This is a genomic window from Tahibacter soli (assembly GCF_025717065.2).
Lineage (GTDB): Bacteria > Pseudomonadota > Gammaproteobacteria > Xanthomonadales > Rhodanobacteraceae > Tahibacter > Tahibacter soli.
Genome location: NZ_JAOVZO020000020.1, coordinates 597,996 through 616,314, shown reverse-complemented (window position 1 = coordinate 616,314; position 18,319 = coordinate 597,996). Strand labels below are relative to the sequence as shown.

19 protein-coding genes are annotated in these 18,319 nt (G+C 67.1%); 10 read left to right on the top strand and 9 right to left on the bottom strand.

What is annotated here, in order from left to right:
- Window positions 1–60 precede the first annotated feature (60 nt).
- The gene (locus OD750_RS23735) at window positions 61–813 is read left to right on the top strand and encodes an RNA methyltransferase (protein ID WP_263545177.1); all 753 of its coding nucleotides are present in this window, start codon (window positions 61–63) and stop codon (window positions 811–813) included.
- Between the two features lie 64 nt (window positions 814–877).
- Here OD750_RS23735 and OD750_RS23730 read toward each other — a convergent pair whose 3' ends face one another.
- Window positions 878–1,483, bottom strand: a complete 606-nt coding sequence (locus tag OD750_RS23730; protein ID WP_263545176.1) for an exopolysaccharide biosynthesis protein — start codon at window positions 1,481–1,483, stop codon at window positions 878–880.
- Window positions 1,484–1,505: 22 nt separating this feature from the next.
- Window positions 1,506–2,828, bottom strand: coding sequence for a hemolysin family protein (locus OD750_RS23725; protein ID WP_263545175.1), 1,323 nt, complete (start codon window positions 2,826–2,828; stop codon window positions 1,506–1,508).
- 116 nt (window positions 2,829–2,944) lie between these two features.
- Here OD750_RS23725 and OD750_RS23720 point away from each other — a divergent pair, with 116 nt between their 5' ends.
- Together OD750_RS23720 and OD750_RS23715 are read left to right on the top strand one after the other, a co-directional pair.
- The gene (locus tag OD750_RS23720) at window positions 2,945–3,571 is read left to right on the top strand and encodes a DUF47 domain-containing protein (protein WP_263545174.1); all 627 of its coding nucleotides are present in this window, start codon (window positions 2,945–2,947) and stop codon (window positions 3,569–3,571) included.
- A 16-nt stretch (window positions 3,572–3,587) separates the two neighbouring features.
- On the top strand, window positions 3,588–4,718 hold the full coding sequence (locus OD750_RS23715; protein WP_425508266.1) for an inorganic phosphate transporter: 1,131 nt from the start codon (window positions 3,588–3,590) through the stop codon (window positions 4,716–4,718).
- 758 nt (window positions 4,719–5,476) lie between these two features.
- Here OD750_RS23715 and OD750_RS23710 read toward each other — a convergent pair.
- Window positions 5,477–8,839 (bottom strand): S8 family serine peptidase, encoded by a 3,363-nt coding sequence (locus OD750_RS23710; protein WP_263545172.1) that lies wholly within the window; start codon window positions 8,837–8,839, stop codon window positions 5,477–5,479.
- A gap of 379 nt (window positions 8,840–9,218) precedes the next feature.
- Here OD750_RS23710 and OD750_RS23705 point away from each other — a divergent pair, with 379 nt between their 5' ends.
- The 3 genes from OD750_RS23705 (at window position 9,219) to OD750_RS23695 (ending at window position 11,300) form a co-directional block, all read left to right on the top strand.
- On the top strand, window positions 9,219–10,100 hold the full coding sequence (locus OD750_RS23705) for an AraC family transcriptional regulator (RefSeq protein ID WP_272842132.1): 882 nt from the start codon (window positions 9,219–9,221) through the stop codon (window positions 10,098–10,100).
- Window positions 10,101–10,251: 151 nt separating this feature from the next.
- Window positions 10,252–10,617 (top strand): nuclear transport factor 2 family protein, encoded by a 366-nt coding sequence (locus OD750_RS23700; protein ID WP_263540732.1) that lies wholly within the window; start codon window positions 10,252–10,254, stop codon window positions 10,615–10,617.
- Window positions 10,618–10,643: 26 nt separating this feature from the next.
- The gene (locus OD750_RS23695) at window positions 10,644–11,300 is read left to right on the top strand and encodes a hydrolase (protein ID WP_263540731.1); all 657 of its coding nucleotides are present in this window, start codon (window positions 10,644–10,646) and stop codon (window positions 11,298–11,300) included.
- Between the two features lie 174 nt (window positions 11,301–11,474).
- Here OD750_RS23695 and OD750_RS23690 read toward each other — a convergent pair whose 3' ends face one another.
- The 5 genes from OD750_RS23690 to OD750_RS23670 all read right to left on the bottom strand — a co-directional run bounded on the left by OD750_RS23690 (window position 11,475) and on the right by OD750_RS23670 (window position 14,390).
- Window positions 11,475–11,879 carry a VOC family protein gene (locus OD750_RS23690; RefSeq protein ID WP_263540730.1) on the bottom strand — a complete coding sequence of 135 codons (405 nt, stop codon included), beginning with the start codon at window positions 11,877–11,879 and terminating at the stop codon, window positions 11,475–11,477.
- An 87-nt stretch (window positions 11,880–11,966) separates the two neighbouring features.
- Window positions 11,967–12,572 (bottom strand): TetR/AcrR family transcriptional regulator, encoded by a 606-nt coding sequence (locus OD750_RS23685; RefSeq protein WP_263540729.1) that lies wholly within the window; start codon window positions 12,570–12,572, stop codon window positions 11,967–11,969.
- Entirely contained in the window at window positions 12,572–13,066 is a 495-nt protein-coding gene (locus OD750_RS23680; protein WP_263540728.1) for a hypothetical protein, read from the bottom strand. The genes OD750_RS23685 and OD750_RS23680 overlap by 1 nt, the downstream gene beginning before the upstream one ends.
- 242 nt (window positions 13,067–13,308) lie before the next feature.
- Window positions 13,309–13,725, bottom strand: coding sequence for a DUF1801 domain-containing protein (locus OD750_RS23675; RefSeq protein ID WP_263540727.1), 417 nt, complete (start codon window positions 13,723–13,725; stop codon window positions 13,309–13,311).
- Window positions 13,726–13,874: 149 nt separating this feature from the next.
- Entirely contained in the window at window positions 13,875–14,390 is a 516-nt protein-coding gene (locus OD750_RS23670) for an HIT family protein (RefSeq protein ID WP_263540726.1), read from the bottom strand.
- A gap of 484 nt (window positions 14,391–14,874) precedes the next feature.
- On the opposite strand from OD750_RS23670, the gene OD750_RS23665 reads away from it, so the two are divergent.
- The 4 genes from OD750_RS23665 (at window position 14,875) to OD750_RS23650 (ending at window position 17,585) form a co-directional block, all read left to right on the top strand.
- Window positions 14,875–16,254: a serine hydrolase domain-containing protein gene (locus OD750_RS23665; RefSeq protein ID WP_263540725.1), complete on the top strand. Its 1,380-nt coding sequence runs from the start codon at window positions 14,875–14,877 to the stop codon at window positions 16,252–16,254.
- A 68-nt stretch (window positions 16,255–16,322) separates the two neighbouring features.
- The gene (locus tag OD750_RS23660; protein ID WP_263540724.1) at window positions 16,323–16,697 is read left to right on the top strand and encodes a DUF6249 domain-containing protein; all 375 of its coding nucleotides are present in this window, start codon (window positions 16,323–16,325) and stop codon (window positions 16,695–16,697) included.
- Window positions 16,690–17,265: an RNA polymerase sigma factor gene (locus tag OD750_RS23655; protein WP_263540723.1), complete on the top strand. Its 576-nt coding sequence runs from the start codon at window positions 16,690–16,692 to the stop codon at window positions 17,263–17,265. Before OD750_RS23660 ends, OD750_RS23655 begins: the two co-directional genes overlap by 8 nt.
- Window positions 17,262–17,585 (top strand): DUF5056 domain-containing protein, encoded by a 324-nt coding sequence (locus OD750_RS23650; RefSeq protein WP_263540722.1) that lies wholly within the window; start codon window positions 17,262–17,264, stop codon window positions 17,583–17,585. The genes OD750_RS23655 and OD750_RS23650 overlap by 4 nt, the downstream gene beginning before the upstream one ends.
- A gap of 60 nt (window positions 17,586–17,645) precedes the next feature.
- Here the strand turns inward: OD750_RS23650 and OD750_RS23645 are convergent, their stop codons facing one another.
- The gene (locus OD750_RS23645) at window positions 17,646–18,236 is read right to left on the bottom strand and encodes a helix-turn-helix domain-containing protein (protein ID WP_263540721.1); all 591 of its coding nucleotides are present in this window, start codon (window positions 18,234–18,236) and stop codon (window positions 17,646–17,648) included.
- Between the last annotated feature and the right edge of the window lie 83 nt (window positions 18,237–18,319).

The window sequence follows — 18,319 nt, the reverse complement described above, 5'->3', positions numbered from 1 at the left end:
ACCGGACCGTCAGGCGGCCGTACGGCGTATGCTTGCGCCCCCGCCGCCAATGCTTCCGCCATGCCCGACGCCGTGCTCGCCGACCGCTTTCGTTTCGTCCTGGTGCGCACCTCGCACCCCGGCAACATCGGCTCGGCCGCGCGCGCGATCCGCACGATGGGCTTTGCGCGGCTCGTGCTCGTCGCGCCGCAGCGCTATCCGCACGACGACGTCACGGCGATGGCCGCGGGCGCCGACGACGTGCTGTCGCGAATCGTCGTGGTGCCCGACCTTGCGAGCGCGATCGCCGACTGCCGGCTCGTGCTCGGCGCCACGGCGCGGCAGCGCAACGTCGCGCTGACCGAGCACACGCCGCGGCAGGCGGCGCCGGTCGCGCTCGATGCGGCGAAGGCCGACGGCGAAGTCGCGTTCGTGTTCGGCAACGAACGCACGGGACTGGAAAACGACGAGCTCGCGCTATGCCACGGCGCCGTGCATATTCCGGCCGCGCCGGATTTTTCGTCGCTCAATCTCGCGCAGGCGGTGCAGCTGCTCGCCTACGAGGCGCGCATGGCGCTCCTGGACAATCCGGTGGCGCCGCCGCCGAAGAAAAGCGATCCGCCGGCCGATGCCGCGGCGATGGAGGGCTTCTTCGCGCATCTGGCGGCGACGCTCGACGATATCGAATTCCACAAAGGCCGTTCGCCGCAGACGATACTTCTGCGCTTGCGCAAATTGTTCCTGCGGGCGCAGCCGGACGAGCGCGAGCTGCGGGTGCTGCGGGGGATCCTGAGCGATGCGCAGCGGATGGCGAAGTTGGCCAAAGAGCGCTGAGGGCTTTGCTCCCTCTCCCCCAAGCTTGCCTGGGGGAGAGGGCTATGGAGTCGCGCGGGTACGTCTACCCCAGAAAATGCCTCACCGCCAGAATCATCGCATTGCTGATGCTCGCGGCGAACACGAGCGAGGCGACGATCGACGCCCACATGATCGCCATGAGCCCGCCGTCGTGCTCGATCAGCGCGACCCCGCACAAGAGCGCGAGCATGCCGAACGGGTAGTTCGTGAACGGAATCGGCAGCGCGAGCAGCACGCCGAGCACGATCAGCAAAAAACCGCTGACGCGGCTGTACGGGTTGTGCGTCAGGCGTTCGAGCCGCGGCTTGCAGACACGCTCGAGCCGGTTGAACAGCGGCGCCATGTGCTCGACGAAATGCTCGACCGAACTGCGCTTGAAGCCGTAGTTGCGCGCGAATTTCGGCAGCCACGGGCGCTCGAAGCCCCACAGCAGCTGCACGCCGATCAGTACGACCAGCGACCCCGTGGCGCCGCCGGCGCCCATCGGAATCGGAATGAAGTTCGGCAGCGCCAGCAGCACGAGCAGAAAGCCGAAGGCGCGCGTTTCCAGCGGCGCCAGAAACTGCTCGAGCGTGATCGTGTCGCCGGTGTTGTGCGCCAGCGCGTCGCGGATCAGGTCGGTCGTTCGCGGTTCGTGGGGACGGGTCATCCGTGGTCCGAAGTGGCGCGCGTCACGCGACGGGGCTGTCGGCGTCGTGGCTGACCTGCGCGTCGACGCGCCCGATCAGCAGCTTGTCGATGCGCGGCCCGTCGAGATCGACCACCTCGAAACGGAATCCGCGCCATCGGAACGATTCGCCGACCTGCGGTATGCGGCCGAATTGCGCCATTACCATGCCCGCGGCCGTGCGAAAATCGTGGTCTTCCTCATTCGGCAGCTGCGAGATGTCCAGGAGCTCGCGCAAGTCGTCGGTATTGAGTCCGCCGTCGACGAGGTAGCTGCCGTCCTCGCGCTTGACGATCGGCGCGCCGCCGACGTCGTCGCTCGACGCCGCCACGGTGCCCAGCACCGCCGCGAGCACGTCGTTGACCGTCACGAGGCCCTCGACGTCGCCGTATTCGTCGACCACGAGCGCCATCGTGGCTTCCCCTTCGCGCAGTTCTTCGAGCACGTCGAGCGCGCGCGCCGTGGACGGCACGAAGATCGCCTTGACCAGCTTCTTGAACAGATCGACCGTCGGCGCGCCGAGCGAATCGAGCAGCGACTTGGTTTCCAGGATGCCGACGACGTCCTTCTGGCTGCCGCGGTACACCGGATAGCGCGAATACGGCGTGTCGCGCATGACGCCGAGGTTTTCCGCGAGCGGCGCCGACACGTCGAGCCATGCGATGCGGGTGCGCGGCGTCATCAGGCTCGCCACCGAACGATCGCCCAGGCGCAGCACGCGGTTGACCATGTTGTGCTCGTCCGAATCGATCACGCCCTGCTCGGCGCTTTCGGCCACGAGCAGGCGGATTTCCTCTTCGGTCACCGGATCGCGTGTGCCGCGGTCGAGCCGCAGCACGCGCAGGAAAACGCGCGTGGAATGCACCAGCACCGCGATGAACGGCGTCGCGATCGCCGCGAAGATGCGCATGGGCACGGCGATGAATCCGGCGATGCGCTCGGGCGCGACGAGCGCGAGGCGCTTGGGAATCAGCTCGCTGAAGATGATCTGCACATAGGTGATGACCGACAGGCTCACGGCCATGCCGACCCAGCCGGCCACTTCGGGCTTCATGCCGTAGCCCTGGAACGCGACGCCCAGGCGATCGCCGATCGCCGCGCCGCCGTACAGGCCGGTGACCAGCGTGATCAGCGTGATGCCGACCTGGACCGTGGAGAGGAACCGTTCGGGATCCTGCGCCAGCTTCAGGGCGTTCTGGGCACGCGTACTGGTTTCCGCCATCTGCTTGAGGCGCGATTTGCGCGCCGTGACGACCGCCATCTCCGACAGGACGAAGAAGCCGTTGAAGAGGGTGAGGAGCAGAACGACCAGTATTTCGGTGGACATCGTGCGGCAGGCAGCCAAGGGAGGGTCAGTGTAGCAGCCCGGCATGACCGGTTTCCGTCCGGTGCCGGGCGTGCGGTAACATGAATGAAATACAACTGACACAAAGCGACCCTCGCATGTTCTCGCTCCAGACGATTTTCGGCAAAGGCGACAAGTTCTACGGTCTGCTCGAGGCGAGCGCCGCCGCGGCGCGCAACAGCGCGACCGCGCTGCGCGACTACCTCGACCGCAAGGGCGCCAACAACTCGCTCGAAGAGTTCCGCCTGGCGCGCCAGCGCGAAAAGGAAATCTCCGCGGAAATCAGCCAGTCGCTCGTCAATACGTTCGTCACCGCGCTCGAGCGCGAAGACATCGAAGCGCTCGCGAGCGCGCTGTACAAGATCCCGAAGGTCATCGAGAAATTCGCCGAGCGCTATTCGCTGATCGGCGACCGCCTGGGCGACGTCGACTTCGCCTCGCGCGCGGCGATGCTCGAGAAGGCGTGCGAAGTGCTGCAACAGATGGTGGGCCAGCTGCGCTCGATGAAGCTCGAGTCGATGAAGGATCTCAACGACCGCCTGCAGATCATCGAAAGCGAGGCCGACCGCCTGATCCTCGAGCTGTACCGCGACATGTACCGCAACGAGGCCGATCCGGTGCGCTTCCTGCTGCGCAAGGATTTGTTCGAAATCCTCGAAAAAGCCATCGACCGCTGCCGCGACGCCGGCAACGTCGTCTACGCGATCGTGCTCAAGAACTCGTAAGGGGCGCCGCGTGGAACTGTCCCTCGTTATCGCGGTGGTACTCATCGCGCTCCTGTTCGAATACATCAACGGCTTTCACGACACCGCCAATTCGATCGCGACCGTCGTCGCGACGAAGGTGTTGAGTCCGGGACAGGCCGTCATCCTGGCCGCCGGCATGAACCTCCTCGGCGCGCTGTGGGGCACGGCGGTGGCCAAGACGATCGCGTCGGGGCTGATCGACACCGGCGTCGTCAACGTCGGATCGATGATCATCATCTGCGCGCTGCTCGGCGGCGTGATCTGGAACCTCATCACCTGGTGGTGGGGCCTGCCGTCGTCGTCGTCGCACGCGCTCGTGGGCGGCCTCGTCGGCGCGGCGTTCGCCGCGGCCGGCGACAACTGGGATGCGATCATCTGGAACATCCCAGGCGGCGAGCACTGGTGGCAGGGCAAGGGCCTGCTGCCGAAAGTGGTGATACCGATGATCCTCTCGCCGCTCGCGGGGTTCATTCTCGGCATCGCGATCATGGGTACGCTGTTTGCGATCTTCTCGTTCCTGGCCGACCGCCAGGGATTTCTGCAGCAGATCGGCAAGCCGCGCTTCGCCAACGCGCTGTTCGGCAAGCTGCAGATCGTTTCGGCGAGCGCGATGGGCTGGGCGCACGGCTCGAACGACGCGCAGAAGACGATGGGCATCATCGCGCTGGCGCTTGCGTCGGCGACGGCGGCGGGTCAGCTCGACGGCATGCCTCAGTGGCTCAACTTCCTGCGCATCGAATCCGAAGCCGGCAAGCAGTTCGAAATCGCGCTGTGGATCAAGCTCACCTGCGCGATCGTCATGGCGGCCGGCACGGCGGCGGGCGGCTGGCGCATCATCAAGACGCTGGGTCACAAGCTCGTAAAGCTGCACCCGGTGCACGGTTTCGCGGCGGAGTCGGCGTCGGCGACGATGATCCTCACCGCCTCGTCGATGGGCATTCCGGTTTCCACGACGCACAACATCTCGGCGGCGATCATGGGCGTGGGCGCGGCCAAGCGCCTGAACGCCATCAAGTGGACGGTCGTCGAGCGCATGGTGTGGGCGTGGATACTGACGATTCCGATTTCGGGGATATTGGCTTATGCGCTGGTGAGGCTGGCGCACAACGTGGGGTTGCCAATTTGATATTTGTCGCTTTGTAGCTAGCGTTCGACTTTGAGCAGGCGTTTCGCTCGCTGCCGCGAGCGAGCACTTGCTCGTCATCCCAGCGAAAGCTGGGATCCGGCTCTTGATTGTCGCTTTTTCACTGCTTCAGACAAAGCGTTCCGCTCGCTGCCGCGAGCGAGCACTTGCTCGTCATCCCAGCGAAAGCTGGGATCCAGCTCTTGATTGTCGCTTTGTCGCTTTTGCCCGGCTTTAGACAAAGCGTTCCGCTCGCTGCCGCGAGCGGGCAAGGAGAGGTTGCTTGCCCAACCCCTCCCTGCACCCTCCAAGGGCACCCCGACGGCCGCGGTTTGCGGGCATCCGTGCCCGCAAACTCCGCGAGATCGCTCCGGGGTTCGTTGATGGGCCATCCATGGCCCGTCAACGAACTGCGCACATCCTGTGCGCACCCGCTGCGCGGGCTTTTCCTCCGCAATCTCGCCGCGACCGACGGGGCCCCGGGTAGAGCGGGCGGCTTCCTGCCGCCAGAAGCAACGGCAACACCAACAGCAACGGCAACAGCAACGGCAACGGCAACGGGTGGCGCTTCTACGGAGCCGTCATACCGGCGAAGGCCGGTATCCAGCCTTTTTGCGCGACGTAACCACGTAGACGTCAAGTTACGCCATGCATAGCCCTCTCCCCCAAACGCTGTTTGGGGGAGAGGGTTGGGTGAGGGGGCGACGTGTCCGCCTTCGTTGTTGTGTGATCGGGCGAGAGGCTACGAGTTCGCTACGCCGTCACTCGAACCCATTCGCGAAAATCGCATCCGGCGGCGGCGCGCCGCAGCCCTGCACCTTGATGTCGTCGACGTACCAGCCGTGCGGCATCCGGCCCTGCGAGCCGTCCGTCGTCATGCGGAAGCGCAGCTTCACCGACTGCCCGGCGTACGCGTCGAGCGCCACCACCGAGCGCAGATACGCCTGCGGGTCGCCGCACCAAGCCGGTTTCCCCTCCGCCGGGTTGCCGCTGCCGAGCGTGCCGTCGTACGGGTCGGTCTGCATCGCCGCACTCGGTATCGCGGTGAACGTCGTGCCGTCGGTCGAGATTTCGAGGAACCCGCCGTCCCAGCATCCGCCGGTGCGCGTTTCCATCGTCTGGTCGCTCTGGAACTGCAGCGTCAGCGGGCTCTGGCCCGTCGGCAGCGCGATCGTCGGCGAGGTCAGGCGCTGGTCGGACGTCGTCGTCACGTCCTGCGCGAGCCACGCGCTGCCCGTGCCCCCGTACGGCCGCGCCGTGCTGATCGCCCATTGCGCCGAACCCGTGCCGGCCGTCGTGGTCCAGCCGCCGACGCCGTTGTCGACATTGTCCGAGAACACCGTCGTCGCGACCGTGCCGAGGCCGCAGTCGCCGGGCGCCGCGAGCGTGTTGAACGTGCGCACGGCCGACGGCGCGCCCGCGCCGCAGACGTTGCTCGGCCGGACGCGCCACCAGTACGTCGTGCTGCTCGCAAGGTCGGTCGTCGGCGTCGCGCTCGTCGCCGTGCCGGTATACGTGTAGACGATTTGCGCGAACGCCGCGTCGGTCGCGACTTCGAGCACGTATTCGTCGTCCTGTGCCGAGGCCGTCCACGTGAACGTCGGCTTCAGCGCGACGTTCGGCGCGTTGTCGGCCGGCGCCGTCAGCGGCGTCGCCGCCGGCACGGCGTTCGCGAGCGTCAGCGCGAGATCGCGCGAACGGATGCCGGACGTCGAGTTCGCCTTCAGTGCGAACGTGTAGCTGCCCGGCGCCACGCTGCCGAGCTGGCTCAGCGCGATCGCGGCGGCGCCCGGCGGCACGACCGAGTTCGGCGTGACGGAGCCCGCCGCACCGGCCGGCAGGTTTTCCAGCGACAGCGCGACCGGATCGCTGTAGCCCATCAGCGCACCGACCTGCACCGGATAGTTCGCCGTCGTCGTCGTGGTCGTGCAGACCTCTTGCGCGAGCGTCGGCGTCGTCACCGTGTAGTCGGGCTGCGAGACGCAGTTGACGCAGACCAGCGCGAAATCCTGGTCGGTCGCGCCGGTGCGGTTCGGCAGCGCGTCGGACGTCAGGTTCTTGGCGACCACGCGCACCGTCAGCGCGCCGGCCGCGGACGATACCGCCGGATCGAAGACCACCGACTCGATGTTGTTGCGGTCGTCGGCGGTGCCGCCGCTCGCGCTGTAGCCGCTCGCGGCGAACACGTTGCCGCGATACACCGCCGCGCCGGCCGTCACTTCGAGATCGAGATCGTTGTTCCACGCCGGCGTCGTGCCGCCGAGACCGTGGCCCGGCGCATCGCTGTACGTCAGCACGAGCTGCACGGGCTTGGCCGGATCGGACGGCGCGACCGTGGTGGTCCAGTCCTCGCCGGTGTTGTCGAACGTGCGCGTGTCCTGGTCGAAGTACAGCACCGGCGCCGACGGATTGATCAGCCAGTCGCTGCGCAGGCGGCCCCAGCCCTGCTTGCTGTCGGGGCGATGGCCGAGCGTGCCGCCGTCGGCGTCGAGCTTGCCCGACAGGTCCTTCGTCGATGCGACGAGCGCCGCCTTGGTCAGCGCCGCGCTCGGCGTCGCGCCGGCGTGCGTCGTGCGGTAGTACTGCACGAACAGCGCGACCGCGCCGCTGACCTGCGGCGACGCCATGCTCGTGCCACACATCGTCTGGTAGCCCGTCGCGCTCGCGGCCGAGTCGACCGAGCACCCGGGCGCGACGAGATGCGGAATGCGGCGGCCGTCGAGCGCCGGGCCGTGCGCGCTGTTCGAGGAAATATCGTCGAACGCGGCGATGGCCGCGCCGGCCGAGGTCTGCGCCTTGGTCGAGCCGACCGTGATCACGTTCTTGGCTTCGTCCGGCGTGCCTTGCGAACTCGTGCCGCCGTTGCCGTTCATGATCGACAGCACGTAGGTGAGCGGCTGGTCGCCGGCGATGTCGGGCTTGGTGTCGCGCGAGCCGACGTCGACCTGGCGCGTATCGGCGTCGTAGCCGCGCGGCGTCGCCGCCGGACCCCAGCTGTTGCCCGAGAGATACGCGCCGTTGTCCTGCGACTGGCGCATCAGCTTGAGCATGCCGCCGGCCTGGGTAAATGTGGGACTGTATACCTGTTCGATCAGACTCGCGCCCGGCGCCATGCCGAGACCGCGGCGGAAGCCGTTCGCGTCGTTGACGCCCGAACTGCCGTCGCCGGCCATGATCGCGGCGGTATGCGTGCCGTGCGCGTCGGTCGCCGCGTTGCCGCAGGTATCGCCGACGCAGGGCAGCATGCGGCCGACGAGGTCGGGATGCGTGTCGAAGATGCCGCCGTCGACGTTCGCGATCTTCACGCCCGCGCCGTTGATGCCGACGGTCGTCAGCCACGCGAGATAGCCCGGCACCGGCAGGTTCGTGGGCCCGAGGTTGTTCGCGGTGATCTGCTGCGCCAGCTCGCCGCGCAGGCCGCCGTCGCGCGGCACCGGTTCGATCGCATAGATCCCCGGCATCTGCGCGAGGCTCGCGATGGCCGCGGCGTTCGCCTGCAGCATGACGATGTCGAACTGCGCGTCGATCTGCGCGCGCGCGGTGACGCTCGCACCGCTCGCGCGCAGCGCCGTCGCGTCGAGCCCCGCGCCGCGATAGACCATCGCGTGCCATTCGGTCTCGTTGCGGCTGACGCCGTCGGCGACGTTCGCGGTCTTGTATTCGGGCAGGAAATCGCCGGTCCAGCGCACGGCGCTCGTGCGTTGCGCGCGCTGCAGCGATGCGGCGTCGGCCCACACCACGTAGGTGAACGGCGCGATGTACTGCACCGGCGCCGCGCCGTCGGCCGCGAGCGCGGCCAGCCACTCGGCGCGGATCGGCCCGTCGAACTGCACCATGCGCAACGCGCGGTCCTTGCCGTACACGCTTGCGCGCGCCGTGGCGTCGGTCAGCGGGTCGAAGACGCGACCGCCGAGGTCTAGCGAAAAAGCGGCGGCCTCGTCGACGCCGGCGCCGCTGTTGCGGATCCACGCGAACGTGCCGTAGTCGTGCACGACGGTGGCGCCGCGCGCGACGGCGGCGGCCACGTCGCCGCGCGGCAAGGAAGCGAGGTCTGCGGCGGATGCGGCATTGGAGAGAAGTGCAAGAACGGCCAGGGCGAGCGTGTTGCGATGCGGTAGCGGCATGTCAGGAACCTTCGGTCGGCAAGATCGGCGGGCGTCCCCTGAACGAATGACCGCGCGCACCCACACCGCACGGTCAAGATCGCCGATCATGCGCTGCCCGCGACCGAAGTCAACGGACCTGGGGCATGACGACGCCTCGGTCTCGCGTCGCAGCCGATCGCGCACGCGTCATTCCATTGTGTCTGAACTGGACAAGTGAACAGTTGCGCCCGTCGGCGTCAGGCCGGCCTGTGCATCACTGTCTGGCCGCGATTGTGCTGCCGACGGAAACAGCGTTTTCCCAAGGCATCCGTCGCTCATGGAATCGAGCCGGCGTACATTGGACGCCGGTGCTTCAACGCCTGCGCCGCGTGACGCCCTTCTTGAGGAGTTCCCGTCCGTGCAACCCCGAGTCGACCATCCGCCGCCATTGCCCGAGAACGTGCTGAGCCTTTCGCTCATGCAGCGCGCGTGGAACGGCGTCGGCGTCGACGCCTGCGAATACCGCTGCGCTGGCCGCGTGCTCCATCACATGGGTTACGAGACGCACGCGCGCCTCAACGTCGTGCTGGAAGAGGTCGGCAGTCCCTGCGAACCGCGGCTGCGCGAAAACCTGCCTTGCGCGGTCGATCACAAGCCCCGGCACATGTTCGTCGCGCCGGCAGGCCTGGAGTTGTGGGGCTACAGCGCCGACGCGCGCTTCGTCAAGGACGCCACGCTGCTCTTCGACCTCGCGACGCTGCGCGAACGGCTGGCCGCCGAACTCGACGCCGACGCGATCGCAACGCCGCGCATGCGCTTTGCCGACGATCGCCTGTGGACCCTCGTGCGCCTGCTCGCCGATGCCGTGAACGATCCCGACCCGTCGACGCAGCTCTACGGCGACGGCCTGACCGCCGCCATCGTCGCGCGCCTGTTCGCCGCCACGCCGGAGTCGACGGCGGTCGTCCAGGGCCTCGCCGCGTGGCAACTGCGGCGCGTGGTCGAATATCTCGACGCGCACCTGCCCGGACGCGTCGAACTCGCGCGGCTGGCCGAACTGGCGGGGCTGTCGCAGTCGCACTTCAGCCGCGCGTTCAAGGCGTCGACCGGCATGGCGCCGTATCGCTGGCAGCTCGACGCGCGCATCCGGCGCGCGCAGGCGCTGCTGGTCGACACGCAGGCTTCGCTCGAAGAGGTGGCCGAACGGACCGGCTTTGCCGACGCGGTGCACTTCGGCCGAACGTTCCGCAGGCTCGTCGGCGCGACGCCCGCCGCATGGCGGCGCGATCGAAAAAGCTGAGCGATCGCGCAGCGGATTCGAACTGCCGAACGCAGGATCGAACAGTGCCTTGTGTCGAATGGGGGCGCATATTCGTTCGACCGGAACGGCCAGCGAATACAGCGAGCATCGATGCGCGGCCCGTCCGGAATCCGATCCCGGAAGGCGCACGATGATCGACTACGACGGCCCGATGCAGGCGAATCTCACCAAAGTGTTCGGCGAGCGCGACGCCGCGCGGCGTATCGCGGCGATCCGCGAGTTGTACGCACAAGACGCCGTGCTGCACGAGCCGCATGCCTCCGCCGTCGGCCATGCCGCGATCAGCGCGGCCGTTACCGAACTACTCGCGAGCCTGCCGCCCGGATTCGTCTTCCGTGCGGCCGGTCCGGCCGTCGGTCACCACGGCGCTGCGCGTCTGCAATGGCGAGCCGGACCGCCCGACGGTCCGGTTGCCGTCACCGGCACCGACGTCGCGCAGTTCGAAGGCGACCGCATCCGCGTCCTCCACGTTTTCCTCGACCCCACCGGCGCCTGACGCGCCGCCATCCAAGGAGCGTTCCCATGTCCAAGACCCCCAAGACCGGTCTTGATGCGCTGCTTCGCCCGGAAGACAGCGTCCTCGTGCTGATCGACCATCAGCCGTACCAGTTCACGAACCTCAACAGCCACGAACCGGCGATGATCGTGAACAACGTCGTCGGCCTCGCCAAGACCGCGAAAGTGTTCGGCGTGCCGACGATCCTCACTACGGTGATCGAAGAACGCGGCGGCTATCTGATCAAGGGACTGCAGGACGTGTTTCCCGAGCAGAAGCCGATCGACCGCACGTTCATCAACACGTGGCAGGACGAACGCGTGGTCGCGGCGGTGAAGAAGACCGGGCGCAGGCAGCTCGTGCTCGCCGCGCTGTGGACCGAGATCTGCCTCGCGATGCCGGCGATCCAGGCGCTGGGCGAGGGCTACGACGTGTTCGTCGTCACCGACGCGTCGGGCGGCGTCTCGGCCGAAGCGCACGACATGGCGGTGCGCCGCATGGCGGCGGCCGGCGCCGTGCCGATCACCTGGATGGCCGTGATGGGCGAATGGCAGCGCGACTGGGCGCGCGAGGAAACGGCGGCCGGCCTGGCCGACGTGCTCGGCGCGCACGGCGGCGCTAGTGGCGTCGCTTTCGCGTGGGAGATGCAGCTGCTCGCGGCGCGCGCAGGGAAGGGTGTCTGACGCGCTTTGTGGCTTTTGAAACGCGTGGATTTCGCCCGCTGTCGGCAGATCGGCAGAACCGACGGCGGTTTTCTCGCGATGGCTCGAGGTCCGCCTTCCGTCGGGCGGACCTGCTGCGTCACGCGTGCACCGGGTGTCTGTGAAAAGCCGGGCGATTCGGGCAAGAGAAGGGCTTCAGGCGCCTTTGTTCTTGGCATCCCACAGCATCGGTTCCCAAAGTTCCACTTTGTTGCCGTCCGGATCCATGATCCACGCGAACTTGCCGTTCTCGTGCGACTCCGCGCCGCCGACGACGGTCACGCCGTCCGCGCGCAGTTGCGCGATCAGCGCGTCGAGGTCGTCGACGCGATAGTTGATCATGAACGACGAATCGCTCGGGCTGAACCACTGGCTGTCGCTGCCGGCGACGTGCCACACGGTGAGGCCGCCGTCTTCGGCCTTGTCGTCGGGCCAGCGCAGCACGGCGCCGCCGAAGTCCGACAGTTCCATGCCGAGATGCTTGCGATACCACTGTGCGAGCGCGGCGCGGTCGCCCCTGCTCTTGAAGAACACGCCGCCGATTCCGGTGATCTTTGCCATCGTCGTCTCCTGCGTGGAGCCTGCGCGCCGGCGGGATTGCCGGGCTGCCGGAGTCTGCGAGCGCGGGTGAGGGCGAGTCAACGCGGTCTATGCCGCCTTCAGACGCTCGGTAGACAGCTTCGCGATCGTCCAGAACAGCGAGGCGTCGCCGGCGGCGCGGGCGGACAGCATCGCGCCGTGTATCGACGCCATGAAGACGGCAGCGTCGGCCGACGCATCGTCGGTCAGTCGCAGGCTGCCGGTCGAGTGCCCCTGTTCCAGCGTCGAGGCGATCCACGCATGGAGATCCTCGAAATGCCCCCGCACTTCGCTCGCGACCTCGGCCGGAACGGCCGGCAGTTCCGCCGCGAGCAGCGCACAGATGCAAATGGGAGGACTGGATTTTTCGATGCATTCCGCCCAGTAGCGGCAATAGGCAACGAGGCGTTCGAAAGGATCGGCCTTGGCCGCGTCGAGCGACGCAAGGCCGCGCCGCGTCGCATCGCGGTGCAGGGCGACCGTTGCCTTCACCAGATCCGCCTTCGCCGGAAAGTGATGATGGATGCTCGCCTTCCTGACATCGACCAGCTCGGCGATATCGGCGTAACTGAAGCCGTTGTAGCCGCCCGATGCGAGCAGCTCGTTCGTTCGCGCGATGATCTCCTGCGCCTTCGGCGAATACGGCGCCTGCGGATCGGATCGGGATGTCGCCATCAACTGCCTGCCTCGCCGGGAATGGCTTTGCGCCGGTACAGCGCCCGCATCTGCAAAGGGATGCCGACGATCAGCGCCAAAAATAGCGCGCCCTGCGCGCCGAGCAAAAGCGGGTCCTTCAGGTCGGTCACCAGCGGGTTGCCGACGGGCAGCCGGCGCAGGCTCTCGGTGACGGTGGGCACCATCAGCAGGAAGACGCTGATGCTCAGGCAGATCGTTTCGACGTACTTCGCCCATCCCTTCGCCGCGAACCCTCGCGAGATACCGTATCCCAGCAGCAGCACGACGAGCGTGACGGTCGCGACGATTGAGCTTACGGGCTGATGCGCGATCGGATAGATCGTGAGCACGCCCAGCAGCATGAACCAGAAGTACGCACGTCCGGCGTTGGTTTGCGGCGCGATGCGCCCGTGCTTGACCAGCATGTACGCGGCGAGCGGAATGGCGGGAAGGCTGCCCAGCGTGTGCAGCCAGCCCAGCGGAGAGATGCCCATGGGGATTTGTCCGGTAGAGGGAAGTTTAGTCTGCCTACCAGTAGGTAGGTTGTCAATCGGGCAGCCGCGCGCGTTGCCGGGCTTGCGCCGGACGGGATGCGAGGCGGGGTGATGCGATGGAAGCGGCGAGGCGACGCGACGATCGTCTCGCTCGGGTTGTGCGGGATGACTCGGGCGAGCGCGGATCAGGAACGCCCGGCGTCGAACTCGCCGGACGTCGAACGAGAATCACGCGTGCCGCGCTACGGATACCGGCGTTTGACCTCGGCGACCGACCCGGCGATCAGCGCTTCCAACACCTTGACGTCGATGTCCGCGAGGCGTTTGAAGTACAGGCACGCCTTGCCCATCTTGTGCTTCCCGAGCCTGGCGAGGAGGGCGGCCTGTTCGGGGGTATCCGACACGATGTAGACGACGAGTTCCCTGCCGCGCACGGCGAAGCCGATGATGCACATCTCGCCCGAGTGGCCGCTGTCGTAGCGGTAAGAGTACGAGCCGTAGCCGACGATGCTCGGCCCCCACATCTTCGGCGACTGCTTCGTCACGCGCTTGCAGATGGCCATGAGGGCCTTGCAGTCCGCCAGTTGTTCGGCACTGGCGCGGGACGCGAGATAGTCGTCGACGCTCACGGCCGTGGGTTTGGTTTTGGTCTCGGCCATTGGAGACTCCGGGCGAGGGCAAGGCGGGGTGTATTCGGCAGCGGAAAGCGCCGACATCGGACGCGACGGAGTTATACCGCATCCGCTACAGGCCGGCGCACCGGCACGGGACGAATCGCGGCCTTGATCGTGGAGCGATACAGAGCCGGTTACTTCGGCAGATTCGACCGAATGCGATTCGCGGTTTCAGCCAGCTGCCTGGCAGAGACCTGAACCCGCTCGCGACGCTGCACATCTCCGCCGGGATCGTGCGGCGTACCTCTTTGGCGTCCGGCGCCGTCGAACGTCGCGAGTTGCGGCGGGCCTATGCCCCAATCGCTCCCCTTCTGCCGGGGCACGACATGGAAATGGAAGTGCGGGGTTTCCTGTCCGCTGTAGACCCCGTTGTTCTGAAAGGTCAGTATTCCGAGGGGCTCGTAAGTCTTGACGAGCGCTTCCGCGACTCGCTTGGCCGAGGCCAGCACCGTCGCGCATTCCTCGCGAGAAAGATCGAGCAGCGTCGCGACATGCCGGCGCGTGATGACGCAGCATTGGCCGACTTCGAATTGCCACGGATTGATCACGGTGAGCGTATGTTCGCTTTCATCGATGATCGCCCAGCGTTCTTCGCGACCGGCCATTCCTTCGCACAGGTCGCACGGGTCTCTGACGGGAAGCTCGATCAATGGCCTTCTCCGATTCAGCCGGCGGGGCGGCGGGAAGACGCTTGCAGGTCCGCGCCGGCCGCGTTGACAGGTTCAAACGTACGACGTCCCCGGCGTTTGCCGCAACCCGTGTCGCGTGGCACTCCCGTCCGCGGGCCAGGTCTTCGTCGCGGCCACTGGCGCCATTCCGACATCGCACCATCGCTCCGCATTCCCCGCGATCCGCCGGCCCGACCTCCGCTGAATCCGATCCCGCTGATCGACGCATCCAATGTCCGAACGCCGCAAGCGCTGCGAGCCCGCAGCCCTTCCGGTTCCGCCGTCCATCTGCCTCCGGGCGGATGCACCGGGTTGCCACAAGGACGCACCGATGAATGCTTCGATTCCGTTTCGCACGCGCATACGCAGAACCCCGCTGATTTGCGCCCTCTTGGCCACGGGCGCATGGCTATGCCCTGTACCGGGCATCGCAGCGGCCAAAGCCGTTGCCTTCCCGGATACGCCCGTGGGCCAGCTGGGCGCGCAGGTGATTCGTCACATCAACGCCGACAGTCCCGCCGACATTCGGCAGTGGGCGACCGGGATTCTGTCGTCTGCGATCCCGTCGGAGGAAAACGCCGATTTCGTCGCGAACCTCGGTTCCGCGGCGAAAGACAGCGGCGGCGTCGATCTGTTCGACGTGCGCACCGATCCGCGCCGGCCCGGGGTGCTTCAAATGGTGGTCAAGGCGCGCCGCTCCGGGCAGTTGGGCGTGCTGTTTCTGACGGCCGATCCCGAGCGTCCGACGCAGCTGGCGCAGGCGGGTATCGCGCCGATGGACGATCCCGCGCTGTACGCCGACTGGCCGAAAGCCGCGGTATCGCATACCGAAATGGCGCGGCTCATCCGCGGCACGCTCGACCGCCTCGTGCGCACGTCCGATTTCTCCGGTTGCGTCACGGTCGCCGTTCGCGCCGAAACCGTGTTCGACGAATGCCGCGGCATGGCCGACCGCCGTTTTGCCGTGCCGATCGACGGGCAGACTAAATTCCACATTGCATCGATCGGGAAGATGTTCACGGCGGTGGCGATCGCCCAGCTCGTCGAAGCCGGCAAGCTGTCGTGGGACGCGACGCTGGCGCAGCTCGTGCCCGAATACCCGGACCGCGGGGCCGCGAAGGCGATCACGGTGTGGCAGCTGCTGCATCACACGGCGGGCCTGGGCGACTTCATGGTTCCGGAATATTTCCAGCGCCGCGACGATTTCGTCGATCCGGTCGACTACCTGGATCTCATCGCCCGGCAGCCGAAGGCGGGCGAGCCCGGCAAGGAATGGAGCTACAGCAATGCCGGCTACGTGCTGCTCGGCCGCATCATCGAAAACGTCTCGCACGAGAACTACTTCGACTACATCCGGCGCCGCGTATTCGCGCCGGCCGGCATGCAGGCCAGCGGCTTCGACCGTCTGGACGACGTCACCCCCAAGCTGGCCGTGGGATATTTCCACGACGGGATTTTTTCCAGCGAATGGAAGGCCGACTGGTTGAAACTGGGCGTCAAGGGCAGCCCGGCGGGCGGCGGCTATTCCAACAACGCCGACCTGCTGCGTTTCGCCGCCGCGCTGCGCGACGGCAGGCTGGTCAAACCGGCAACGCTCGACAAGATGTTCGAAGACCAGGTGCCTGCCGGCCCCGGCGGCTATGCCGCCGGATTCGGCGATCGCCTCTCGCACGGCAGTCCCATTCGCGGCCACAGCGGCGGTATCGAGGGCACGACGGCGAACCTGCAGATGGTCTGGAACGCCAACGCCGCCGTCGCGCTGACGAGCAATCAAGGCCCCTCGCAGACGTGGATGCTGGCCGAGCGCATCGCCGACCTGCTTGCCGTGCAAGGCGCGAAACCCTAAACAGTCGGCATGCGTCCGATCCGCGACGCCGGATCGGACGCGCCACAAACCTCTTCCGGAGCACGCTGATGGAATCCCTTTTCTTTTTGATCCCGCTGGTCGTGATGGCGGCCCCGGTGCTGATCGTCCTGACGGTTTTGCGCTACCGCTACCGGCAAACGCAGGCGCGCTACCAGGCGCTGATGCAACTGGCCGACAAAGGCGTGGAGCTGCCGCCGCAGTTGCTGGTCGAGCCGCAGATCGCCTATTCCGAACGCCGCCGCGCGCTGGTGCTCATCGGCGGCGGCATCGGCGTGATGCTGACGCTGCTCGTCCTGCCGGGCGAGTTCGACAACGGCCACAGCGTGCGCGAACTGTGGGGCCTCGGCCTGCTGCCGCTGACGACGGGCCTGGGCTATCTCGCCAGCTGGTGGTTGAACCGCCGCGGTGACGGGCGTGGCTGACAGCGCCGCCGAGGCGCGCATCGACCAGGCGCTGGTCGCGCGCGCCCTGCTGGGTGACGACCGCCGCGCGTTCGAACAACTCGTGCGTCGACATCAAGGCATGGTGCGCGCGCAGTTGTGCCGTCTCCTGCACGGCGACCACGCGGCGGCCGACGACCTGGCGCAGGAGACGTTCCTGCTGGCATGGCGCAAGCTCGACCAGTTCCGCAGCGAGGCACGTTTTTCCACATGGCTGCATCGCATCGCCTACGCCTGTTTTCTGCAGATGTGCCGCACGAAATCGTGGGCGGCCCGCGATGCGCAGGACGAGGGGATGGAACTGCTGCCGGCGCCCGCCCATGCGATGGATCTGCGCATGGACCTGGCGCGGGCCATGCGGCACCTGTCGGCGGCGGAACAAACGGTATTGTTGCATTGTGTGCAATTGGGGCTGAGCCACGACGAAGCGGCGTATGTGCTCGCAATGCCGCTCGGCACCGTAAAGACCCATGCGACGCGCGGCAAGGCGAAACTCAAGACATGGCTGTCGGCGTGGCAACATGCCGCCGGCGAGGAGAGCGTTCCATGAACCCGATCGACGATGACGACATCGAGGCACTGCTCAGACAGTCGTTCGACGGCCCCGCACCGGACGCCGGCTTCAGCGACCGCGTGATGCGGCAACTGCCGCCCCGCCGCCGCCGCTCCGCGTGGCCGCTGGTGGCGGGCGTAGTTGCCGGCGCCGTCCTGTGCGCGCTCAGCCTGTTCGCCTCGCCGCTGTGGAGCGCGGCGTGGCAGGCGTGGCTCGCCGGTGAATGGTCTACGTCGACCCTCGTCACGCTGGGGGCGATGGGCGCGATGTCGCTGCTTGCGCTCGGATGGTCGCTGGCGGAAGCCGACGATCATTGAGCCGGGCTGTTCGCTTCGGGTCGAAAGCGGTCCTTCCGACGCCGATAGCGCGATGTCGAATCAGAGCACGAGCCAATAGAACATCAACGCGCCAACCAGTCCCGCTCCGACGAGATAGGCGTATCCGGCGAAATGGCCTGACCAGGTCCGAGGGAGTTGCGGTAGCTCCGACGAAGCGCCATCGGCGTCCGGCCAACGCCGGCAGGCGTCGCCGATGCGCACGAACACCGACACCAGATATCCGCATGCCAGTGCGACGAAGGCCCCCGCGCGCGCCGCCTGCGCTGCCGATGCGGATACCGCCAGCAGGGAGACCACGAACGCCATCGCAGCGCATGCAATGCAAAACGCCTCGACCCAATACGCATCTCGCCGACTCAACCCCGCCCCGCCGAACCGCCGCGTGTCATCGAGCAGCCGCACCCATCTCGGCATCTCGACGAAATCGTCGGTCGGCTTGTTCACGGCGTAAAGCTCCCGCTCCAGCGCATCGACGTCGCCGTCGAACGCCGCCGCCAGCGCCCGCAGCGACGCATAGCTCACGCGGTGCCCCGCATCGAGGCGCTGCACCGTTCTCAGGCTCAACCCGCTGATGTCCGCGACGCGTTCCTGCGACAGTTGCCTATGCGCTCTCCACGCTCTGAACGACATGCTCGTCTCCTGTTGCCGTCGCGAGCACCGTAGCGGCGATCGGGCTTTGTCGGTGACGCCAAATACCCGCCAAAACCCGCCAG